The following is a 20967-nucleotide window of genomic DNA, read 5'->3' as shown; positions in this document are numbered from 1 at the left end:
CTGATCAGTCGTCGCCGACGCCGTCGCCGTCGCCGCCGCCGCCGCGCCGGCCGCGGCCGCGCCACAGCTGCCAGACCACGACGATGAGCGTGGTCAGCGTGATGAGCGCCGTGACCACCAGGAGCAGCGTCTGCTCGGTCGGTGAGATCACGGCCGCTTCCCCTCCGCGGTGTCCGCGACGACTTTCGCGATGCGAGCGGCCCGCGTCTCGGGCCGCCGGGCGGAGTCGACGCTCGCGATGCCGATCTTGCGGGTCGAGGGCGGGAACGCGTCCCAGGTGCGGCGCGCGGCGGGGACCGCGTCGAGTGCAGCGGCGAGGTCGTCGGGCTCGCGCAGCGCCTCGGCGTTGTCGAGCACCGTCCACGACCCGTTCTGCTTCGCCAGTTCGATGGCACGGATGCCGGCTTCCGTGAGCAGCCCCTCGGCCTCGAGCTGCGCGACCCGCGCCTTGTTCGTCGCCGCCCAGCCGCTCGACGGCCGCCGCGGAGCGAACCAGAGTCCGCCGCGCTGCTCGTCGAACGTGCGGACCGGACCGTCGATCCAGCCGAAGCACAGCGCCTGCTGGATCGCCTCCTCGTAGCCGACCAGCTCGAGCCCCGACCCCGGGCGGGGCCTCACCAGCCATGCACCCTTCGAGGTGCGATGGTTCGCCTCGAGCCAGGCCCGCCAGGCGGCGGCATCCGTGGCCTCCACTTTCTCACCGTCGTCGAGCACGCCCATGCCGCGACCCTATCGGGAGCCGCCGACCCCGGGCGCAGCGGCCTCGCGGACCGCGGCGGCGAGGGTACTCACGGCTTCCTCGACGAGTGGATCGGCGAGGTCGCCGTAGCCGAGCACGAGCTGCTCGGGGGCAGGCGCGTCGGGCGACACGCGATAGCGGCGGATGTCGGTTAGTGCGACGTCACGGGCCGCGCCGAAGCGCACCACGTCCGCCGCGCGGACGCCCGCAGGGAGGTCGAGCACGACGTGGAGCCCCGCGGCGATCCCCGACACGCGGCACTCGGGCAGCGCGCGTTCGAGCGCTGCGAGCAAGGCCTCGCGGCGGCGGCGATAGCGCGTGCGGGCGGCCCGCAGGTGGCGGTCGAGGCCGCCGGCGGCGAGGAAGCGGGCGAGTGCGAGCTGGTCGATCGTCGAGGGCGCCGAGGCCCCCGCATCCCGCACGCCGTCCCGCAGCCAGGGCGGCAGCACCAGCCAGCCGAGGCCGAGGGCCGGCGTCGCGGTCTTGCTGAGGCTGCCCGCGAGCACGACCCGGTCGGGTGCCATCGCCTGCAGCGCTCCGATCGGCCGGCGGTCGTAGCGGAACTCGGCGTCGTAGTCGTCTTCGATCACGACCCCGTCGCACCTGCGGGCCCAGGCGATCAGGCGATCGCGCCGTTCGGCTGTCAGCGCCACGCCGACCGGGAACTGGTGCGCGGGTGTCACGAGCGCGGCGCGCGCGCCGGTGCGGACGGATGCCGTGGCCAGCGCGTCGACGTCCACCCCGTGCGCGTCGACCGGGACGGGCACCGACGTGAGACCCTCCGCCGCGGCCACCTGGCGCATGCGCTGCCACGACGGGTCTTCCACGAGGATCTCCGTGTGCCCGTGCTCGCGCAGCACGCGGGCCACCCGCCGCATGCCGTCGGCGGCGCCGTGCGTGACCACGACGGCGTCGGCATCCGCTCTCGCGAATCGTGCGCGCGACAGGTAGGAGGCCAGCACCACCCGCGCCGCCGGCACATCGCCGTCGAGCCGGAACAGCTCGGCGTCGGGGGTCTCGGCCAGCACCTCGGTCATCGCCCGCAGCCACAGGGCGCGCGGCGCGTGCCGCAGGTCGGGGACGCCCGGCGCGAGGTCGAACCGCGGTCGCCGCTGCGCCGCCACCGGTGCGGGCGCCGGACGTGCGGCTGAGACGCCCCCGCGCGCAGCGACCCGCGTGCCCGACCCGGTCCTCGCCTCGAGGATCCCCTCGGCGGTGAGCCGCCCGTACACCTCGGTCACGACCCAGCGGGAGACACCCAGTGACGCCGCGAGCAGCCGGCTCGGGGGGAGGACGGCGCCGGAGGGCAGGCGGCCGGTGGCGACGGCATCCCTCACCGCCAGTTCGAGGCGCACATGACGCGGGCCGTCGTGTGCCGAGAGATCGAGCAGGGTGTCCCAGGCGATGGGATTGGTCTGGAGTTCCACCATGGAATCGGATCGTACTCCCAGTCCGTTCAGGTTCCACGATGGGAGTACTCCTTCCCACCCCAGAAAGGGCACGCCATGCAGTACCGCACCATCTCCAACGGGACGACCTCGTTCGAGGTCTCGACCCTGTGCCTGGGCACCATGTTCTTCGGCACGCGCACCGACACCGCGACATCGCTCGAGATCCTCGACCGCTTCGCCGACGCGGGCGGCACCTTCGTCGACACCGCGAACAACTACAACGCCTGGGTCGGCGGCCACGGCCGCGACAGCGAGGACGTGCTCGGCGAGTGGATCCGCCGGCGCGGCGGCCTCGGCGAAGTGCGCCTCGCCACGAAGCTCGGCGCAGCCAAGAAGGACCCGGCGCTGCCGCTGCAGAACGTCGAGCCTACGAACTTCCAGGGCCTGTCGGCCGAGGTCGTCGCGCGCGAGGCGCGTCTCAGCCTGCAGCACCTCGGCATCGACCGCATCGACGTGCTGTACGGGCACGTCGACGACCGCGAGACCCCGCTCGCCGAGACCGTCGGCGCCTTCGGGCAGCTGCAGCGCGAGGGCCTCGTCGGCATCTCGGGCATCTCGAACGTCGCGCTCTGGCGCCTCGTCGAAGCGCGCGAGGAGGCGCTGCGGCAGGGCGTCGACCCGTACGGCGTCGTGCAGCAGGGATACAGCTACGTCTACCCGAGCCCTGCCGCGGGGCGCACGAACGACGTGTCGGCCGACATGCTGGACTACGTCGCCGCGGCGGGCGTCGAGGGTCGCCCGCCCCTGACCATCACGGCGTACTCGCCGCTGCACCAGGGCGCCTTCACGCGGGACGACAAGCCGATGTGGGCGCCGATGCGCCACGCGTCCAACCGCGAGCGCGTCCGCGTGCTGCACGACATCGCCGCCGAGATCGGCGCGACGCCGAACCAGGTCGCGCTCGCATGGCTGCTGGGCGGCGCCGTGCCGGTGATCCCGGTGGTCGGCATCTCGACCGTCGCGCAGCTCGAAGAGGCACTGGCCGCCGCCGACCTCGTGCTCGACCCCGAGGTGCGCGCGCGCCTCGACGCCGCCGACCTCGTGCTCGACGCAGAGATGCGTGCGCGCCTCGAGCTGGCGTAGCCGGACGGGGTGCGGCGGGCGCTGCGGAAGCCCGCCGCACCCGCACGGCCGGGAGGCCCGGTCTCCTCGCGGTGCGTTTCTGGCGAGTCGCCAAGAGCGTTGCGCGTCGGGGGTACTTTTTGGCGAGTCGTCCAGATCGCGAGGATGTTCGCCGGCCATGGATTTTGGCGAGTCGCCAAGAAGGGCCCGCAGGCGCCGCGCCTTTTGGCGAGTCGCTAGAAGCGGTGCGGACAACCCCGGACGACCGGATGCCGGGGGGCCGCGGCATCCGTCCCCCGAAAGCGCTGCGGCGCGAAGCGCTAGAGCAGCTCGGGGTCTTCGGACTCGACGGGCTCGGCGTCGAGCAGGTCGGCGACCGAGTCCAGCACCTCGTCGGGGCGGAACGGGTAGCGGGCGATCTCGGCCGTGTCGCTGATGCCGGTGAGCACGAGCACGGTGTGCAGGCCCGCCTCGATGCCGGCGACGACGTCGGTGTCCATGCGGTCGCCGATCATCCCGGTGTTCTCGGAGTGGGCGCCCAGGCGGTTCATCGCCGAGCGGAACATCATCGGGTTGGGCTTGCCCACGACGTACGGCTCCATGCCCGTCGCCTTCGTGATCAGCGCCGAGATGGCGCCGGTCGCCGGCAGCAGGCCCTCGGTCGACGGACCGGTCGCGTCGGGGTTCGTCGCGATGAAGCGGGCGCCGGCGCCGATGAAGCGGATCGCCTTCGTGATCGCCTCGAACGAGTAGTTGCGGGTCTCGCCGACGACGACGTAGTCGGGGTCCGTCTCGGTCATGATGAAGCCGGCCTCGTGGAGCGCGGTCGTGAGTCCCGCCTCGCCGATGACGAACGCCGTGCCGCCGGGCATCTGCGACTTCAGGAAGTCGGCGGTCGCGAGAGCCGAGGTCCAGATCGACTCCTCCGGAACGATGAGGCCGGAGGCGCGCAGCCGGGCCGACAGATCGCGCGGCGTGAAGATCGAGTTGTTGGTGAGGACGAGGAACGGCACCCCCTGCTCGCGCCACTGCTGCAGCAGGTCGGAGGCCCCCGGAACCGGGGTGTTCTCGTGCACCAGCACGCCGTCCATGTCGGTGAGCCAGCATTCGATGTCAGACCTCGTGCGCATGCGTCCCAGGCTATGCGGTCGTGTGGCCTGAGCAGGTGTCGCGCGGGCGTAGGGTCGATCCCGTGACGTGGGATCCCCGCAGCCTTCCCGACCTGGCGGGTCGTGTCTATCTCGTGACCGGCTCGAACGCCGGCCTCGGCTATTTCGCGTCCGAACAGCTCGTGCGGGCAGGTGCCCGGGTGCTCATGTCGGCCCGCCATCCCAACCGGCTGTCGGCGGCGCGCGCCGCGATCCGGCGGCGGGTTCCGGATGCCGCACCCGACGCGACCGAGCCCCTCATCCTCGACACCAGCAACCTTGCTTCGGTGCGTTCGGCGGCCGCGAGCGTGCGGGGCAGGGGCGGCCTGGACGGCGTCCTCCTCAATGCCGGAATCGTCCACGCGCCGAAGGCGCGCGAGACCACCATGGACGGGCACGAGGTCGTGTTCGCCACCAACGCCCTCGGGCACTACGCGCTCGCCGGAGAGCTGCTGACAGCTCTGGCCGAGGCATCCGGTCGCATGGTGTGGCTCGGAAGCATGTCGACCTCGCTCACGCCGTACGACCCCGTCGACCCGCAGCTCTCCGACCGGTACACCGCCTGGCGCGCATACGTGCAGTCGAAGGTCGCCACCGCGGCCCTGGGCTTCGAGGCCGACCGGCGGCTGCGCGCGGCCGACATCGGCGTGTCGAGCGTCGTCGCGCACCCGGGCTATTCGACCGGCGGCAGGACGCCCGGCATCGTCGGGGTCAACGAGCCCTCGCGCGCCAAGCGGTTCCGCGACAACCTGCAGGCCGCGATCGCGCAGTCGAAGGAGCACGGCGCGTGGTCGCTCGTGCGCGCGCTCACCGACCCCGAGGTCGAGGGCGGCGAGTTCTGGGGGCCGCGCACCGGCTCGCGCGGCGAACCGCGCCGGCAGACCGCGGCCAAGATCACCCGCGACCCTGACGTCGCGGCCCGCCTCTGGGACTTCGCCCAGACGGCGACAGGCGTGCGCTGGCCGTTCGAGGCGGCGGCGCGCCGCTCGCAGGTCTGAGCCCGCCGCAGAGTCGCGGCTCCGCCTCCGATTCTGCGCGCCGATCACGACGCGGTGACGTCACGACATCGAGAAGAGCGGATGCCGCCGCATCCGTCGCCATGTGGCTACGGCGAGCAATCGCGCTCGATGTTCTGTCCCGAAGTCGCACGTCCCACTTTCCACCGTTCGAAGCAGCGCTTGCGGCGGAAGCTGGGACATCAGCGACCGAATTCGGGACACGAGCGACCGAATTCGGGACACGAGCGACCGAGACCTCGGATGCCGCGGAACCTCGGGTGACGAGCGGGCGGGCGTCAGGCGCTGAGCCACACGGCGTCGGCGGCGGCGAGCGGCAGAGACACCTCGGCGGCGCCGATCCGCAGGGTTTCGGCATTCGTCACCGTCACCGTCGCCCCGACCTCGACGCCGGCCGACTCCACAGCCCGCAGCAGCTCGGGGTCGCGGTCGCTCACGCGCAGCACGCGGCCGACATGACCCGCCGGCGCCCGGCCGAGCAGCACGAAGGGCTCGCGGTGGACGTGGCCCGCGGCATCCGGGATCGCATCGCCGTGCGGATCGAAGCGCGGACGCCCCAGGCGCTCGTCGATGCCCTCGAGCAGCCGGTCGCTGAGGGCGTGCTCGAGCACCTCGGCCTCGTCGTGCACCTCGTCCCACGCGTAGCCGAACTCGCGCACGAGCCACGTCTCGATGAGCCGATGGCGGCGGATGATGGCGGCCGCGCGCCGCTCGCCGGCGGCGCTCAGAGACACCGGACCGTACGGCCGGTGGGTGACGAGCCCCTGGGCCGCGAGCTTCTGCACCATCTCGGTGACGCTCGACGGCGCGAGGCCGAGCTCGCTCGCCAGCTGCGACGGGGTGATGCGGTCGTCCTGCCACTCGGTGTGGTGGTAGATCGTCTTGAGGTAGTCGTCGACGGCAGGAGAGGCCACGGCTTCAGGGTACCGGCGCCCGTCACGCCCCCGTGAGCACCAGGAAGAGCAGCACGCCGTTGAGGGCGATCAGGAAGACGGATGCCGCGATGCCCGCGATCGTCGTCCACACCCGGTTGCGGAACCCGCCGAGCACCTCGCGGTTCGCGGTCAGCGCGACCAGCGGCACGAGCGCGAACGGGATGCCGAACGACAGGACCACCTGGCTCAGCACCAGCGCGACGGTGGGGTCGAAGCCGATCGCCAGGATGACGAGCGCCGGGATGAGCGTCACGAGACGCCGGGCGAGGAGCGGCACGCGGATGTGCAGCAGGCCGTGCATGATCTCGGCTCCGGCGTAGGCGCCGACCGACGTGCTCGCCAGCCCGCTGGCGAGAAGGCCCACCGCGAACAGGGTCGCCACGAGCGGACCCAGCCCCGCGTACAGCGCGGCGTACGCGCCCTCGAGCGAGTCGGTACCGGGCACGCCGGCCAGGTTCGCTGCAGCGAGCAGCAGGATGCACAGGTTCACGGTGCCGGCGATGAGCATCGCGATCGACACGTCCCACTTCGTCGCGCGAAGCAGGCGGCGGGTCGGGATGCCGCGCAGCTCGGCCAGCGTCGGGTCCGGCGCCGACCGGTCGCTGAGCGGCTCGAGGCCGTCGTCGGCCGTCTGCTCGGCGCCTGTCGTCTCTGCGTTTCGACTCGCAAGCTCGCTCAACGACCGCGTTCCTCGCTCGCTCGACGACCGGGGAAGTGGTCGCGGCGCGAAGCGGTCCCTTGCCAGAGCACTGTGCGCATAGATCGCGTGCGGCATGATCGTGGCGCCCAGGATCGAGGCGGCCAGCAGCACCGAGTCGGTGCCTTCGAAGCGCGGCACGAGGCCCGCGACGACGCTCGCGCCGTCCGGTGGTGCGACGAACACTCCGAACGAGAAGCCGATGGCGATGATCGCGAGCAGGCCGATGATCACGAACTCGAACGGCCGCGGCCCGCGGCGCGACTGGATCAGCAGCAGCGTGATCGAGACGGTGCCGGTGATCACGCCGCCCCAGAGCAGGGGGACGCCGAACAGCAGGTTCAGCGCGACGGCCCCGCCGATCACCTCGGCGATGTCGGTCGCCATCGCGACGAGCTCGGCCTGCAGCCAGTAGGCGCGGCGGCCCCATTTCGAACGGATGCGCGCGCCCAGGGTCTCGGGCAGGCTCCGGCCCGTGACGATGCCGAGCTTGGCCGAGAGGTATTGGATGAGCCAGGCCATCACGTTGCCCAGCACGACCACCCAGACCAGGAGGTAGCCGTACCGCGCGCCGGCGGTCATGTTGCTCGCGACGTTGCCGGGATCGAGATACGCGACGCCCGCGACCAGGGCAGGCCCGATCAGCCAGGCCAGGCGCGGCATCGATGCGCGGCGGGCGGTGGCGGACGGCATCCTGACGTCTTCGGCAGTTTTCGGCACACCGAAACCATAACCGTTTTTCGGCGAGCCGAAAAGTGGCTCCCTCACTGAGAAGAGCGCCAACGACCGAGACGAAACCGGGTGACCGGCCCCGTCCCGGTCGTTGAGCGAGGGAGCGCCGGCGACCGAGACGAAACCTGGTGACCGGCCCCGTCCCGGTTGTTGAGCGAGGGAGCGCCAGCGACCGAGACGAAACGCCTTGGGTCTGCGAGAAGGTCTGAGGCGTTTCGTCTCTGCGTTTCGACTCGCAAGCTCGCTCAACGACCACGTTCCTCGCTCGCTCAACGACGGCAAGGGCGCGGGTGTTCGGCGCGGATAGCCTTGGGCCCGTGATCTCGCCCGCCCCGCCCACCCCCGAGCCCGCCGAGCCGACGCCGGCCGAGCCGACCCTGCCCGTCGGTGTGGGGCCGTGGCCGGGTGGGCCCGACGCATGGCCCGACGACCCGCGGTACGACCCCGAGCTGCTCGCGAACGGCGATGCGCGCAACGTCGTCGACGCCTATCGCTACTGGACGATGGACGCGATCGTCGCCGACCTCGATACCCGCCGCCACGCGTTCCACGTCGCGATCGAGAACTGGCAGCACGACATGAACATCGGCTCGATCGTGCGCAGCGCCAACGCGTTCCTGGCGGCCGAGGTGCACATCATCGGCAAGCGTCGCTGGAACCGCCGCGGCGCCATGGTCACCGACCGGTACCAGCACGTGCGTCACCACGAGACCGTCGAGGACTTCGCGGCGTGGGCGGATGCCGCATCCCTTCCCGTCGTCGCCATCGACAACGTCGAGGGCTCCGAGCCGCTCCCCGCCGCCGACCTGCCGGAGCGGTGCGTGCTGCTGTTCGGTCAGGAGGGACCCGGACTCTCGCCGGAGGCGCTGGCTGCGGCATCCGCCACGGTCCAGATCGAGCAGTACGGCTCGACGCGCTCGATGAACGCCAGCGCCGCGGCCGCCGTCGTCATGTACGAGTGGTGCCGCCGCTGGGCGTAGCCGCGGGAGAGGCCGCGCTCAGTCTTCGGCGAGTTCGGCGGCGGGCGTCGCGGCGATCGACGTGCGGGACGTGCGCGCCCCGGCGCGGTCGAGCATCGACGGCGACGGAGTGGATGCCTCCAGCGCGGCGCTGAAATCCGCACCGGGGATGCGCAGCAGCCGGCATTCGTTCGCCGTGGTCACGGTCGCCGACCGCGTGGCGTCGTTGAGCAGGCCGAGTTCGCCGACGTATCCGGGCGCCTCGACATCCGGCAGGTCTATCGCGACCCCCTCGGCGCTGACGGCACCGACCGCCAGCGTCCCGTCGATGAGCACCCACAGCGCGTCAGAGGGGTCGCCCTGCCGGATGATCGTCTCGCCGGCCGGCACCGTGCACTCTTCGGCGGCCTCGGCGAGGTGCTCCAGGACGCTGCGCGGTGCGCCGGCCAACAGGTCCAGCTGTTCGAGGGTGCGCGTGCGAGGCTCCAGCCGGGCGGCCTTCTGCGCCATGTCCTTGTCGATGCGTCGCAGCACAGGGATGCCGAGCAGGCCGAGCAGCGGCACACCGAGGCCGATCACGGCGAACGCCCACTCGATCCCCACCTGCGCGAGCAGCCAGCTGCCCAGGATGGAACACAGCACCGCGGCAGCGAGGATCAGCACGTCGACGGTGCCGAGCACGCGTCCCAGTACGTCACGCGGCAGGTCGCGCTGGAGCGTGGTGAAGGCCAGCACGTCGACGATCACCATCCCGACGCCGGCGATCACCTGCAGCATCATCGCGCTCGCGATGGATCCGGCGAACACCGAGATCCACAGCGGTACGCACTGGAGGAACAGCGCGCCGGTGATGAGCAGGGTCAGGCGCCGCGACCCCGTGAGGCGCTGGGCGATGCCTGCGACGATGACGCTGCCGAAGGCGTTGGCGGCGAGAAGCAGACTGTAGCCCGCGACACCGCCGTTCAGATGAGCCGCGAGGGAAGGCAGGAGCACGCTGGCGGAACTGGCCACGGCCGAATCGAGCACGAGGAAAAGGGTCAGCACGAGCGCCTTGCGGTGCTGGCGGAGCGCAGCGACGCCCGACGCCCACTGGGTGAGCGCACCCCCGCCGGGCTCCGCGCTGCCGCGCGATCGAACGCGCAGCGCGCGGTACAGCAGCGCGGCCACGACGAAGCTCGCCGCGTTGATGAGGACACCCCAGACGGGCTCGCCGGCCAGCAGCAGCACGGCGCCGATGCCGGGGCCGACGACGACGATCACGCTCTCGAGCACCGCGAACAGCGCGTTCGCTGCGACGAGATCGGATTCGGGGACGACCTCGGGGATGAGTGCACCGGATGCCGCCCGCACCGGCGAGCAGACGGCCGTCAGCAGCGCCGCCCCGACGAGGAGCAGCCACAGCGGTGCATCGAACGCGACGAGAGCGGCGATCCCGAACGTGACGACGGCCGCGAGGATCGCGCTGATCATGAGCACGGTGCGCCGGTCGTAGCGGTCGGCGAGCACACCGGCGAACCCGCCGCACAGCATGCCGACGATCCAGCGGACGGTGACGAGCGCGGTGATCCAGCCGGCGGAGTGCGTGCGCTCGAAGACGTACGAGATGAGGACGACGTTGTACGCCCAGGATGCGCCGCCGTCGGCGATGAACGCGAGCGCGAGGATGCGCAGGTCGCGGTGCTTCAACGCGGCGGTGAAACGCGGCCTCGGGGCACGGGTTGCCATGTGGGCATCGTCGTCCCGCGTGCGCACAGGCGCATCAGTGAGCTCACTGATCTTCGACCACCCGCTGCGGCCCCGGTCAGGCGGCGCCGGCGCCGAGGGCGGGCTCGCTGCGGGGCGGCATGTCGACCCCCGCACGCGCTCGCGGCGTGACGGCGAAACGGGTGAGGTCCGACACGACGCCGACCGCACGTGCCGGCGAGGGCATGAAGCGCAGGAAGAACACCAGCCGCAGCATCCAGGCGAGCGCACCGGTGAACGGGACCCCGTACAGCTCGGAGATGCCGTGGCCGAGGCCGAACGAGGCCGCGCGGCCCAGCCCGCGGTACGTGAAGACCCGGGGCGCCTTGCCGCTCAGCCTGCGTGCGATCGCGCGGCCGATGTGGTCGCCGCCCTTCATCGCCCACAGTGCGTTGGCAGGCACGGGCTCCCCGCTCTTGGGATGCTCGACCCGGGCACCGTCGCCGGCCGCCCACACGCCGTACCTGACGGCGAGCGTTCGGCCCGTCCGCAGTCGTCCGCGCTCGTCGCGCCACGGGTCGAGCCCCGGGATGTGCACGGGACGCTGCCCGGTCGCCGCGACGACGGTCGCCGCGGCGAGCGTCGTGCCGTCCGACAGCACCGCCGTCGTCGGCGTGACCTCGGCGAGACGCACGCCCCGCAGCACCCGGACCCCGAGGCGGTCGAGCTCCTTCTCGGCGCGCGCCACCAGCCCTGGCTGGTCGGACCACTCGCCGAGGATCCGGCTTCCCGAGTGCACGAGGGTGACCGGATGTCCGCGGTCGGCGATGGCGGCCGCGAGCTCGGCGCCCGCGATCCCGCCGCCGGCCACGACGACGGGCGATCCTGGAACCGTCCCGAGGTGGTCGGCGAGGGCGGCGATCTCGTCGGGACCTCGGAGCGTGCGGCCGTGCTGCTCCAGTCCCACGACTTCCGACGCCGGCTCCCTGGCTCCGGTGCCCACCACGAGGTGGTCGTAGGCCAGCACCTCGACGGCATTCTCGCCGCGCCCGTACGAGACCGACTGGTGGACGGTGTCGATGCTCAGGGCCCGGCCGTCGATGATGCGGGCGAGCGGCATGGCCTCCGCGAGGGGAGTGGCGACGCGATCGGGGTCGATCATGCCGGCGACGAGTTCGCCCGTGAAGCCGTGGAAGCGGTGCGCGCGATCGGCCGAGATCACCACGATCTCGAGCTCCCCGCTCGCGAGGTCGCGCCCGCTCCGGCGTGCCAGCGTCGCGTACGCGTGCAGGGTCACGTAGCCGCCACCGAGCAGCACCACGCGCGTCATGCGATCACCGCCGCACGCGACTCGAACGTGACCGGCCTGCCGAAGCTGGTCGGGTCGGCGGCGCGGAACCCGAGGTGGCCGAGCCCCCGCGCGCGCTCGCGGATGGCGTCGACCTGGTCGAGCGTCGGGTTGCCGAGCGAGAAGTGACCGGTGTGCCCCGACAAGGCGAGGATCGCGGTCTCGGCGAAGCAGGCGTACGAGCGACCGTCGGGCAGGCCGATCTCGCCGCCGACGAGACGGAGGGTCGGGATGGAGACGATGCCCCCGTCGACGACGAGCACGTCGGGCCGCGCGGCCGCGAGCCCGGGAGACGTGTTCCGGGGCTGCGTGGCGTCGAGCACGACGGCGCCGGGCGCCAGATGCTCGGGCCCGAGCAGCGTGTCGGCGGACGCCGTCAGCAGCACCACGAGGTCCGCGTCGCCGACCGCGTCGATGCTCTGGGCGGTCGCGACGTCGACGTCGCCGGCGACACTCGCGGCGAGCGCTTCCAGGCGCGGAGCGGTCCGCGCGATGAGCGTCAGACGGGCGCCGGCGGAGTCCCGGGCGAGGAGCCTCGTGACAGCGGTGCCCACGCTGCCCGTCGCGCCCACGATGGCCACGTGCGGCCGCGAGGTCTTCGACGAGACGTGGGGAAGCAGCATCCGGATCTGGTCCTCGACGATCGCCGCGGTGAACGCGTTGCCGTTCGTCACCGCGATGTCGGTGCGCTCGCGCAGCGTGATGCCGCCCGCCGTCACCGTCGCGGTCAGGGCGCCGAGGCCCACGACGTCGGCGCCGAGCGCCGCGGCGCGATCCACCGCGCGGCTGACGCGGCGGCGGCCCTCTTCGACGTTCGACAGGAGGTGGCGTGCACCGAACGGCACCAGCACGACGTGGCCGACGCGCTCGCCGCCGATCTGCACGCTCGCCATCGTCACCGGGGCCAGCGGCAGGCGCCGCAGCGCGGTGTCGTAGACGCGCTCGGGAACGAGTCCCAGCGGCCGCCAGGCGCGCGCGAGGTCTTCGCGCAGGCGGGCGCGGGGGTGAACGGTGAACGCGAAGGTTCCGGTGCCCGACATGGGTGCTCCTTCCGGCGCCGCCGAATGCGCGCCATGCGAGCAAGGAGTGGCCCGGGGCGGCGCTGATACGCCCTCGGCGAGGGTCGTGCGGTGCGTGCCGCACGGGCGGGACGGAGCCGGCCCTGAGGGTGCCGCGCCGCGAAGGGCTCGGCGTCAGGCGGGGACGGACATCCAGGCCGCGCCGCGGACGCGCCAGCCGAGCGTCGCGAGCCGCGCCAGCATGTAGACGCCGAAGAAGGCGACCGCCAGCCACGCGAGCCCGGCGGCACCCACGGGCTGCAGCACGGCGACGAGCACCAGCGCCGGCAGGTACGGCACGAGGTTGAGGATGCCGGCGATCGCGAGGTACTTCGCGTCGCCCGCGCCGATGAGCACGCCGTCCAGCACGAACACGATGCCGCACAGCGGCTGCGCGATCGCGAGCACGATGAGTGCGGGCTGCACCAGCGTCGCGATGCCCGGGTCGCCGGTGAACAGCAGGCCGATCACCCCCGAGAGCGCGCCGATCAGCGCCCCGGTGATCACGCCGAACCACGCGCCCCACGCGACCGTGCGGCCGAGCACGCGGTGCACGAGCCGGCGGTCCTCGGCGCCGAGTCCCTTGCCGATGAGCGCCTGGGCGGCGATCGCGAGTGCGTCGAGCGCGAATGCCGCGGTCGAGAAGATCGTGAACGCCACCTGCCAGCCGGCCAGCTCGACCGTGCCGAGGCCGGTGGCCACGGCCACCGTCGCGAGCAGCGCGACCCGGAGTGAGACCGTGCGCAGGAACAGCCAGCCGCCCGATCGTGCCGAACCGCGCACGCCTTCTCGCTGGGGGCGGATGGATGCCTCGTGCCGCCGCGCGAGCCGGCCCACGACGAGCGCGTACGCAGCGACCATGCCCCATTGCGCGACGACCGTGCCGACCGCGGAGCCTGCGATGCCCCACCCGAAGCCGTAGATGAACGCCCAGTTGAGGAGGGCGTTCGCGCCGAAGCCGAGCCCTGCGATCCACAGCGGCGTCACGGTGTCCTGCATGCCGCGGAGGAGGCCGGTCGCGGCGAACACGACCAGCATCGCGGGCAGACCCCACATCGAGATGCCGAGGTAGATCTCGGCCTGCTCCGCGACCTCGGGCGTCGCGCCGAAGAGGCCGACGAGGAACGGCGTCGCCACATAGCCGACGAGGGCCAGCACGGCGCCGAGGCCGAGTGCGAGCCACATGCCGTCGATGCCGACGGACACCGCGCGCGAGGGGTCGCCGGCGCCGAAGCGCCGGGCGACGGCCGGTGTGGTCGAGTAGGCGAGGAACACCATCAGCCCGACGATGGTCTGCAGCACCGCCGACGCGATGCCGAGACCCGCGAGCGGTTCGACGCCGAGATGGCCGACCAGCGCCGAGTCGACGATGAGGAACAGCGGCTCGGCGATCAGGGCGCCGAGCGCCGGCACCGCGAGCCGCAGGATGTCGCGGTTCAGGGTGTCGGTCGTCACCCTCAGAGCCTAGAAGGCGCAGCCGACGCCCGGCGCGCGGTCGGACAACGGTGCTGCGGCATCCGTCGACATCACAATGCGGTCACGGGCGTCCCAGAGGTTCCACAGCGGGGCCTGCACGAGGGATCGCCCGTCTCGGGACGACTACCCTGGAACGCATGACCGACGCCCCACGCTCCGGTCTCGCGCTCGAGGAACTCAGCGCCGAGATCCGCCCTCAGGACGACCTCTTCCGCCACGTCAACGGCGCGTGGCTGGATCGCACCGAGATCCCGGAGGACAAGGCGCGGTGGGGCTCCTTCCACCTCATCGCGGAGCAGGCCGAGAAGGACGTGCACGCGATCGTCGAGGAGTCGCAGCAGGCCGAGCCCGGCACCGAGGCGCGCAAGATCGGCGACCTCTACACGAGCTTCATGGACACCGAGCGCATCGAGCAGCAGGGTGCGGCGCCCCTCGCGGACGTTCTGGCACGCGTCGAGGCGATCACCGACATCCCCGGGTTCCTCCGCACCATCGGGGAGTTCGAGCGCGAGGGCATCGCGGCGCTCATCCACCTCTACATCGAGCCCGACCCGGGCAACCCGCAGCGCTACGTGCCGTTCTTCATCCAGGGCGGGCTGTCGCTTCCCGACGAGAGCTACTACCGTCTCGACAACTTCCAGGAGACGCGCATCGCGTTCCGTGCGCATGTGCAGCGCATCCTGGAGCTCGCGGGCGTCGCCGAGGCCGAGGCATCCGCCGACCGCATCGTGACGATCGAGACCGAGCTCGCCACGCACCACTGGGACAACGTCGCGAGTCGCGACGCGGTCAAGACGTACAACCTCAAGACCTGGGACGAGGTGCAGGCGCTCGTGGGCGTCGACCTCACGCCGTGGCGCGAGGGCGCGGCGGCAGAGCACGCCGACGCGTTCGCCGAGATCAACGTCTACCAGCCGAGCTTCTTCGAGGGCCTCGGCACGCTGCTCGTGGAGGAGCGCCTCGAGGACTGGAAGGCGTGGCTGCGCTTCGCCGTCGTCCACTCCGCGGCGCCGTTCCTGTCGGACGAGTTCGTCGCCGAGAACTTCGGGTTCTACGGCACGCAGCTCACCGGCGTCCCCGTGAACCGCGAGCGCTGGAAGCGGGGCGTCAGCCTCACCGAGGCGGCGCTGGGCGAGGCGATCGGCCACGTCTACGTCGAGCGGCACTTCCCGCCGGCCTCGAAGGTCGCGATGGACGAGCTGGTCGCCAACCTCATCGAGGCGTACCGGCAGTCGATCGCCGATCTCGAGTGGATGACCGCCGAGACCCGCGAGCGCGCGCTCGCGAAGCTCGACTCCTTCACCCCGAAGATCGCGTACCCGGTGAAGTGGAAGGACTACTCGACCCTCGAGATCGACGCCGGGGACCTCGTCGGCAACGTCCGCCGCGCGCATGTGTGGGAGCACGACCGCCAGCTCGCCAAGATCGGTCAGCCGATCGACCGCGACGAGTGGTTCATGACGCCGCAGACCGTCAACGCGTACTACAACCCGCTGATGAACGAGATCGTGTTCCCCGCGGCGATCCTGCAGTACCCCTTCTTCGACGCCGAGCGCGACGCGGCCGCGAACTACGGCGGCATCGGCGCGGTCATCGGCCACGAGATCGGCCACGGCTTCGACGACCAGGGCAGCCGCTTCGACGGCGACGGGCTGCTGCAGGACTGGTGGACCGACGACGACCGCGCCGCCTTCGACGAGCGCACCAAGAACCTCATCGCGCAGTACGACGCGCTCGTGCCCCGGGGCGTGGAGGGCGAGCGGCTCGCCCCCGAGAACCATGTCAACGGCGCGCTCACGATCGGCGAGAACATCGGCGATCTGGGCGGTCTCGGCATCGCGATCAGGGCCTACGCCCTGTCGCTCGGTACGGACGGGGACGGTCAGCCCGCCCAGGCGCCCGAGATCGACGGGTTCACCGGCATCCAGCGCCTGCTCCTGAGCTGGGGACAGATCTGGCAGCAGAAGGGGCGGGATGCCGAGACCATCCGTCTGCTCACGATCGACCCGCACTCGCCCAACGAGTTCCGGTGCAATCAGATCGTCCGCAACATCGACGCGTTCTACGATGCCTTCGGTGTGACGGAGTCGGATGCACTCTGGCTCGATCAGGACCAGCGCGTCACCATCTGGTGACATGCGGGCCGCATGCGGCCCGTTCACCCCGCACTATCGAGAACGAGAGGGAAACTCCGTGGGCATCGAGCCCAGAAAGGATGCCGAGTCGCTGCGGGGGGCGCGACGGAGCACAGGACGGCGGCTGCCGAAGAGGGCAGCTGCCGGCCGTCGATCATTCACGTCGACGCTGAAGGCGCTCGACGACCTCGCCGCGTCGGGGGCCAAGATCTCGGTGCGCATCACCGATCTCGACCGCGGCACGTCGGTGCTGTCCGGCGACGACTTCGTCACCCTGCCGGTCGCGGGCCTCGGCGTGGTGCCGCTGCTCGTCGAGGTGGCGGCCGCCTTCGAGGCGGGGCGGCTCGAGCCGCTCGAGATCATCGACCGCGCGCACCTCGAGCCGGTGGGCGTCGGGGGCGTGTGGCAGCACCTCAAGGCGCCCGCCCTGCCGCTGTCCGACCTCGCGGTGCTCACCGCGTCGACGGGCGACGCGATGGCGGCGAACGCGCTGCTCAAGCGCGTGGGCCTCCCGGCGGTGCGCGCCCGCATCGAAGACCTGGGGCTCTCGCGCTCGGCGCTGCTCGATCGCTTCCGCGACGAGCGCGGGCCCGACGACGCCCCGCACTTCGCCCTCGGCTCCGCCCGCGAGCTCGCCGAGGTGTTCGCCGCCCTGGTCAACTCGCAGGTCGTCTCACCGAGCGTGAGCGCCCAGGTGGCCGAGTGGCTGAGCCTCAACCACGACCTGTCGCTCGTGGCATCCGCCACCGGTCTCGACCCGTTCTCGCACGAGAACGACGAGCACGGGCTGCTCTTCATCAACAAGACGGGCCGGGATGCCGGCGTCCGGGTCGAAGCCGGGGTGCTGGCAGGTCCTCGAGCCGGGGTGTCGTACGCGCTCATCGTCTGCTTCGACGACCTGTCGATCTCGCACCGCCTCCGCGTCCACGACGCGTTCCGCATCCTCGGCACGGACCTCATGGAGTACGTGTTCTGACGCGGGCGTCTTTCCGTGACGGGGGGTTTCCCTACGGGGGAAGGCATCGACTACCGTGGCAAGGGTGTCAACACCGCCGTTCCGCGCCGACATCGTCGGCAGCTTCCTCCGTCCCACCGAGCTCGCCGAGGCGCGCCGCCGCTTCGCCTCCGGCCAGATCGACGCCGACGCGCTGCGCATCGCGGAAGAGACCGCGATCGCCGAGCTCGTCGTGCGCGAGGCCGACGCGGGCCTGAAACTCGCGACCGACGGCGAATTCCGCCGCTCCTGGTGGCATTTCGACTTCTTCGGCCTGCTCGACGGTGTGGAGGTGGTCGAGCTCGATCACGGCATCCAGTTCCAGGGCGTGCAGACCCGGCCCCGCGGCCTCGAGATCAGCGGCAAGATCGGGTTCAGCGACACGCACCCGTTCCTCGACCACTTCCGCTCGCTCAAGAGCCTGCTCGAGCGCACGACCGGCGCGGTGCCGAAGTTCAGCATCCCGGCGCCGACGGTGCTCGACTTCCGGCTCGAGCCGGGGCACATCGACGGCGCGGCGTACGACGGCCGCGACGACATCGTCGACGACCTCGTCCAGGCGTACCGCGACGCCGTGGCCGCCTTCTACGACGCCGGCGCCCGCTACCTGCAGTTCGACGACACCGCCTGGGCCTACCTCTGCTCGGACGTCGAGCTCGAGAAGGCGCGGGAGCGCGGCATCCGCACCGACGGCATCGCCGAGCGGTACGCGGGCATCCTCAACCGCATCCTCGACGGCAAGCCCGACGATCTCGTCGTCACGACGCACGTGTGCCGCGGCAACTTCCGCTCGACGTGGATCTCTTCGGGCGGCTACGAGCCGGTCGCCGAGCAGCTGCTCGGGAACACCGCGTACGACGGCTACTTCCTCGAGTACGACAGTGAGCGCGCCGGCGGCTTCGAGCCGCTGCGCTTCCTGCCCGAAGGCGACAAGACGGTCGTGCTCGGCCTGATCACGTCCAAGAGCGGCGAGCTGGAGGACGTGGATGCCGTCAAGAAGCGCATCGACGAGGCATCCGCGTTCGCCCCCCTCGAGCAGCTCGCGCTGAGCCCGCAGTGCGGCTTCGCGTCGACCGAGGAGGGCAACGTCCTCACCGAGGACGAGCAGTGGGCAAAGGTGCGCGAGGTCGTCGACATCGCCGCCGACGTCTGGCGCTGACCCGTCGCGTTTCGTCTCGGTCGCTGCGCTCCCTCGCTCAACGACCGAGCTTCTCTCCCGGTCGTTGAGCGAGCGAAGCGAGACGAAACGCATCCGACGACGGGACCGGCTCGGGGCGTTTCGTCTCGGTCGCTGGCGCTCCCTCGCTCAACGACCGAGCTTCTCTCCCGGTCGTTGAGCGAGCGAAGCGAGACGAAACGCATCCGACGCACGGGACCGGGTCAGCGCAGATCCCGGCGCAGTGGGGCGAGGAGCGCCGCGGCGGCCGCGAGCAGCGCGTAGAGGACGAGGATCGCCGCCCCCATGAGGGGCGAGGCGACCGGCGCCGCGGTGAGCGAGGTCTGCTCCGCGATGGCGTCGGTGAGGAACGTGAAGCGCGTGAGCGACGCGGTGGCCCCGCCCGGAAGGTACGGGTAGAGCGCGTTGACACCGGGGATCAGCATGAGCACGTGCTCGAGGAAGTAGAAGTACCCGAGCACGATCCCGATCGCGAGGAGCTGGTGGCGGGCGAGCGCGCCGATGCCAACTCCCAGCACCATATAGACGGCGGATGCCACGGCGAGCTGCCCGAGCATGACCACGAGCTGCTCGGTGGTGAGCCCGAGGGTCACGCCGCGCAGGGCGGCGGCGCCGATCAGGGTCAGGCCCGCCGTGACCGACGCGACGACGCCGTAGAGCAGGCCGAGCACCGTGTACACCGCGAGCTTCGCGCCCAGGACGCGCCCGCGTCGCGGGACGGCGAGGAACGTGGTGCCGATCGTGCGGTGCCGGTATTCGCTGGTGATCGCGACGGTGCCGATGAGCGCGGGCACGAACAGCATCAGGGCACCGAGCCCGACCACGAGGCCGGCGCCCTGGGTGGTGTCGATGCCGGGCATGGGCGTCGTCGAGTTCTCGGGTCCGATCAGGGCCAGGAGTCCGGTGATGCTGCCGGTGCAGGCGGCGGCCAGGAGCGTCCACAGCGGGAGCCGGGTCGCGAGGAGGCGGATGAGCTCGCCGTGGATCGCGTTCATCGCTGCGCGCCTTCCTGCGTGAGATGAAGGAATGCCGCTTCGAGGGAGGGCCGGTCGGTGAGGACCTCGGCGAGTGGACCCGTCCACGTGATCCGACCCCGGTCGATGAGCACCACGTCGTCGATGCTGTGCTCGAGGTCGTTGAGAAGGTGGCTCGAGATCAGGACCGCACCGCCGTCGGCGGCGAACTGTCGCAGGAATCCGCGCAGCCACACGACCCCCGCGGGGTCGAGGCCGTTGGAAGGCTCGTCCAGCACCAGGATCCGCGGCTCGCCGAGCAGCGCCGTCGCGAGCGACAGCCGCTGCCGCATGCCGGTGGAGAAGGTGCCGATGCAGCGACCGGCGAAGTCCTCGGCGCCGACGGCGGCCAGCGCCGCGTCGACCCGCTCGCCGGGCAGGCCCGCGAGCGCAGCCATCGTGCGCAGGTGCGCGGACGCGGTCATCCGGGGGTGCGCGGAGGCGATGTCGAGCACGGCGCCGACGGTGCGGACCGGGGCAGCGAGGTCGCGATACCGCTGCCCGTCGATGAGGGCGGTTCCGGCATCCGGGCGGATGAGACCCAGCAGCATGCGCAGGGTCGTGGATTTGCCGGCCCCGTTCGGCCCGAGGAAGCCGGTCACGCGTCCCGCGTGAACTGTGAAGCTCGCGTCGGTCACCGCGTGGATAGCGCCGAGGTGCTTGCTGAGGCCCGTCACCTCGATCGCTGCGCGCGTCATGCCGAGACCTCGCACTCGGCATCCATGAGCATCTTCATTCGCGTACCCCGTTCGGTAGAATCGTTCTAACGAAGAGAACATTATCACGCTGATAACAATGAAGGGAGCCCGAGGTGGACGACTCCTCGATCGCCGACGTCGTGATGCATCCGGTGCGTCTGCGGATCATCCAGCAGCTCGGCGGACGCAGCCTCACCACAGCGCAGCTGCGCGCCGCGCTGCCGGATGTCACACAGGCGACGCTGTACCGGCATGTCGCGACTCTCGTGGCTTCCGGCATCCTGTCGGTCGTCGAGGAGCGCAGGGTGCGCGGGGCAGTGGAGCGCACGCTGGCGCTGGGTGACCGCATGGCTCACGTGGACCAGACCGAGCTGCGCGCCATGAGCGATGCCCAGCTGCGCTCGGCGTTCCTCGCCTTCCTGGGTGACCTGTCGGCGGACTTCGACCGGTTCGTCGACAGCGAGGAGGCGACGCTGCGCGACTTCGTCGGCTTCGGACGCGTTCCGCTCTATGTCGACGCCGCCGGCCTCGCCGCCATCCAGTCCGGCCTCTCGGAACTCCTCGCGCCGTACCTGTCAGAGACCGGTGACGCCGGCCGGCGCCGGGTCAGCTTGGCGACGGTGCTCGTGCCGGAACCGTCGTGACG

General features: G+C 71.6%; 19 protein-coding genes. 7 read left to right on the top strand and 12 right to left on the bottom strand.

Annotation, left to right across the window (positions count from 1 at the left end; all coding sequences use genetic code 11):
- Nucleotides 1-4 precede the first annotated feature (4 nt).
- From ABG085_RS18425 to ABG085_RS18415, 3 genes are read right to left on the bottom strand one after another with little or no spacing between them, the layout of a single operon-like run.
- Nucleotides 5-151: a hypothetical protein gene (locus ABG085_RS18425; protein WP_347977200.1), complete on the bottom strand. Its 147-nt coding sequence runs from the start codon at nt 149-151 to the stop codon at nt 5-7.
- A complete protein-coding gene (locus tag ABG085_RS18420; protein ID WP_347977199.1) occupies nt 148-720 on the bottom strand; it encodes a YdeI/OmpD-associated family protein in 573 nt (190 codons plus the stop codon). Before ABG085_RS18420 ends, ABG085_RS18425 begins: the two co-directional genes overlap by 4 nt.
- 9 nt (nt 721-729) lie before the next feature.
- Nucleotides 730-2169, bottom strand: coding sequence for a PLP-dependent aminotransferase family protein (locus tag ABG085_RS18415; RefSeq protein WP_347977198.1), 1440 nt, complete (start codon nt 2167-2169; stop codon nt 730-732).
- A 75-nt stretch (nt 2170-2244) separates the two neighbouring features.
- Between ABG085_RS18415 and ABG085_RS18410 the strand changes: the two genes are divergently transcribed.
- Nucleotides 2245-3273 carry an aldo/keto reductase gene (locus ABG085_RS18410; protein ID WP_347977197.1) on the top strand — a complete coding sequence of 343 codons (1029 nt, stop codon included), beginning with the start codon at nt 2245-2247 and terminating at the stop codon, nt 3271-3273.
- Between the two features lie 299 nt (nt 3274-3572).
- On the opposite strand, the gene ABG085_RS18405 is transcribed toward ABG085_RS18410, so the two are convergent.
- Nucleotides 3573-4382, bottom strand: a complete 810-nt coding sequence (locus tag ABG085_RS18405; protein WP_347977196.1) for an HAD-IIA family hydrolase — start codon at nt 4380-4382, stop codon at nt 3573-3575.
- Between the two features lie 62 nt (nt 4383-4444).
- On the opposite strand from ABG085_RS18405, the gene ABG085_RS18400 reads away from it, so the two are divergent.
- Nucleotides 4445-5398: an SDR family NAD(P)-dependent oxidoreductase gene (locus ABG085_RS18400; protein ID WP_347977195.1), complete on the top strand. Its 954-nt coding sequence runs from the start codon at nt 4445-4447 to the stop codon at nt 5396-5398.
- Nucleotides 5399-5694: 296 nt separating this feature from the next.
- On the opposite strand, the gene ABG085_RS18395 is transcribed toward ABG085_RS18400, so the two are convergent.
- Nucleotides 5695-6330 carry a metal-dependent transcriptional regulator gene (locus ABG085_RS18395; protein WP_347977194.1) on the bottom strand — a complete coding sequence of 212 codons (636 nt, stop codon included), beginning with the start codon at nt 6328-6330 and terminating at the stop codon, nt 5695-5697.
- Between the two features lie 22 nt (nt 6331-6352).
- Nucleotides 6353-7741: an Nramp family divalent metal transporter gene (locus ABG085_RS18390; RefSeq protein ID WP_347977193.1), complete on the bottom strand. Its 1389-nt coding sequence runs from the start codon at nt 7739-7741 to the stop codon at nt 6353-6355.
- A gap of 416 nt (nt 7742-8157) precedes the next feature.
- Here ABG085_RS18390 and ABG085_RS18385 point away from each other — a divergent pair, with 416 nt between their 5' ends.
- Nucleotides 8158-8760: an RNA methyltransferase gene (locus tag ABG085_RS18385; RefSeq protein WP_347979239.1), complete on the top strand. Its 603-nt coding sequence runs from the start codon at nt 8158-8160 to the stop codon at nt 8758-8760.
- Nucleotides 8761-8778: 18 nt separating this feature from the next.
- On the opposite strand, the gene ABG085_RS18380 is transcribed toward ABG085_RS18385, so the two are convergent.
- The 4 genes from ABG085_RS18380 to ABG085_RS18365 all read right to left on the bottom strand — a co-directional run bounded on the left by ABG085_RS18380 (nt 8779) and on the right by ABG085_RS18365 (nt 14283).
- The gene (locus ABG085_RS18380; RefSeq protein WP_347977192.1) at nt 8779-10464 is read right to left on the bottom strand and encodes an MFS transporter; all 1686 of its coding nucleotides are present in this window, start codon (nt 10462-10464) and stop codon (nt 8779-8781) included.
- Nucleotides 10465-10540: 76 nt separating this feature from the next.
- A complete protein-coding gene (locus ABG085_RS18375) occupies nt 10541-11752 on the bottom strand; it encodes an FAD-dependent oxidoreductase (RefSeq protein ID WP_347977191.1) in 1212 nt (403 codons plus the stop codon).
- A complete protein-coding gene (locus ABG085_RS18370) occupies nt 11749-12810 on the bottom strand; it encodes a semialdehyde dehydrogenase (protein WP_347977190.1) in 1062 nt (353 codons plus the stop codon). The genes ABG085_RS18375 and ABG085_RS18370 overlap by 4 nt, the downstream gene beginning before the upstream one ends.
- A gap of 153 nt (nt 12811-12963) precedes the next feature.
- Nucleotides 12964-14283, bottom strand: a complete 1320-nt coding sequence (locus tag ABG085_RS18365) for an MATE family efflux transporter (RefSeq protein WP_347977189.1) — start codon at nt 14281-14283, stop codon at nt 12964-12966.
- A 158-nt stretch (nt 14284-14441) separates the two neighbouring features.
- On the opposite strand from ABG085_RS18365, the gene ABG085_RS18360 reads away from it, so the two are divergent.
- From ABG085_RS18360 to ABG085_RS18350, 3 genes are all read left to right on the top strand, one after another.
- Nucleotides 14442-16439: a M13-type metalloendopeptidase gene (locus ABG085_RS18360; protein ID WP_347977188.1), complete on the top strand. Its 1998-nt coding sequence runs from the start codon at nt 14442-14444 to the stop codon at nt 16437-16439.
- Between the two features lie 64 nt (nt 16440-16503).
- The gene (locus ABG085_RS18355) at nt 16504-17415 is read left to right on the top strand and encodes a serine hydrolase (RefSeq protein ID WP_347979238.1); all 912 of its coding nucleotides are present in this window, start codon (nt 16504-16506) and stop codon (nt 17413-17415) included.
- 64 nt (nt 17416-17479) lie between these two features.
- On the top strand, nt 17480-18592 hold the full coding sequence (locus tag ABG085_RS18350) for a 5-methyltetrahydropteroyltriglutamate--homocysteine S-methyltransferase (RefSeq protein WP_347977187.1): 1113 nt from the start codon (nt 17480-17482) through the stop codon (nt 18590-18592).
- 221 nt (nt 18593-18813) lie between these two features.
- Here ABG085_RS18350 and ABG085_RS18345 read toward each other — a convergent pair whose 3' ends face one another.
- Together ABG085_RS18345 and ABG085_RS18340 are read right to left on the bottom strand one after the other, a co-directional pair.
- On the bottom strand, nt 18814-19605 hold the full coding sequence (locus tag ABG085_RS18345; protein ID WP_347977186.1) for an ABC transporter permease: 792 nt from the start codon (nt 19603-19605) through the stop codon (nt 18814-18816).
- A complete protein-coding gene (locus ABG085_RS18340) occupies nt 19602-20321 on the bottom strand; it encodes an ATP-binding cassette domain-containing protein (RefSeq protein ID WP_347977185.1) in 720 nt (239 codons plus the stop codon). Before ABG085_RS18340 ends, ABG085_RS18345 begins: the two co-directional genes overlap by 4 nt.
- 113 nt (nt 20322-20434) lie before the next feature.
- On the opposite strand from ABG085_RS18340, the gene ABG085_RS18335 reads away from it, so the two are divergent.
- Nucleotides 20435-20965: a helix-turn-helix domain-containing protein gene (locus tag ABG085_RS18335; RefSeq protein ID WP_347977184.1), complete on the top strand. Its 531-nt coding sequence runs from the start codon at nt 20435-20437 to the stop codon at nt 20963-20965.
- The last annotated feature ends 2 nt before the right edge of the window (nt 20966-20967 follow it).

The sequence above is a fragment of the Microbacterium sp. ProA8 genome (genome assembly GCF_039905635.1).
Lineage (GTDB): Bacteria > Actinomycetota > Actinomycetes > Actinomycetales > Microbacteriaceae > Microbacterium > Microbacterium chionoecetis.
The sequence above is the reverse complement of the archived record's forward strand: the minus strand, read 5'-3'. Positions and strand labels throughout refer to the sequence as shown.

Coding starts and splice junctions, on each gene's coding strand:
- ABG085_RS18380 (WP_347977192.1), bottom strand. CDS start 10,464: ATGGCAACCCGTGCCCCGAGGCCGCGTTTCACCGCCGCGTTGAAGCAC.
- ABG085_RS18405 (WP_347977196.1), bottom strand. CDS start 4,382: ATGCGCACGAGGTCTGACATCGAATGCTGGCTCACCGACATGGACGGC.
- ABG085_RS18420 (WP_347977199.1), bottom strand. CDS start 720: ATGGGCGTGCTCGACGACGGTGAGAAAGTGGAGGCCACGGATGCCGCC.
- ABG085_RS18410 (WP_347977197.1), top strand. CDS start 2,245: ATGCAGTACCGCACCATCTCCAACGGGACGACCTCGTTCGAGGTCTCG.
- ABG085_RS18370 (WP_347977190.1), bottom strand. CDS start 12,810: ATGTCGGGCACCGGAACCTTCGCGTTCACCGTTCACCCCCGCGCCCGC.
- ABG085_RS18360 (WP_347977188.1), top strand. CDS start 14,442: ATGACCGACGCCCCACGCTCCGGTCTCGCGCTCGAGGAACTCAGCGCC.
- ABG085_RS18390 (WP_347977193.1), bottom strand. CDS start 7,741: ATGCCGTCCGCCACCGCCCGCCGCGCATCGATGCCGCGCCTGGCCTGG.
- ABG085_RS18415 (WP_347977198.1), bottom strand. CDS start 2,169: ATGGTGGAACTCCAGACCAATCCCATCGCCTGGGACACCCTGCTCGAT.
- ABG085_RS18345 (WP_347977186.1), bottom strand. CDS start 19,605: ATGAACGCGATCCACGGCGAGCTCATCCGCCTCCTCGCGACCCGGCTC.
- ABG085_RS18340 (WP_347977185.1), bottom strand. CDS start 20,321: ATGACGCGCGCAGCGATCGAGGTGACGGGCCTCAGCAAGCACCTCGGC.
- ABG085_RS18375 (WP_347977191.1), bottom strand. CDS start 11,752: ATGACGCGCGTGGTGCTGCTCGGTGGCGGCTACGTGACCCTGCACGCG.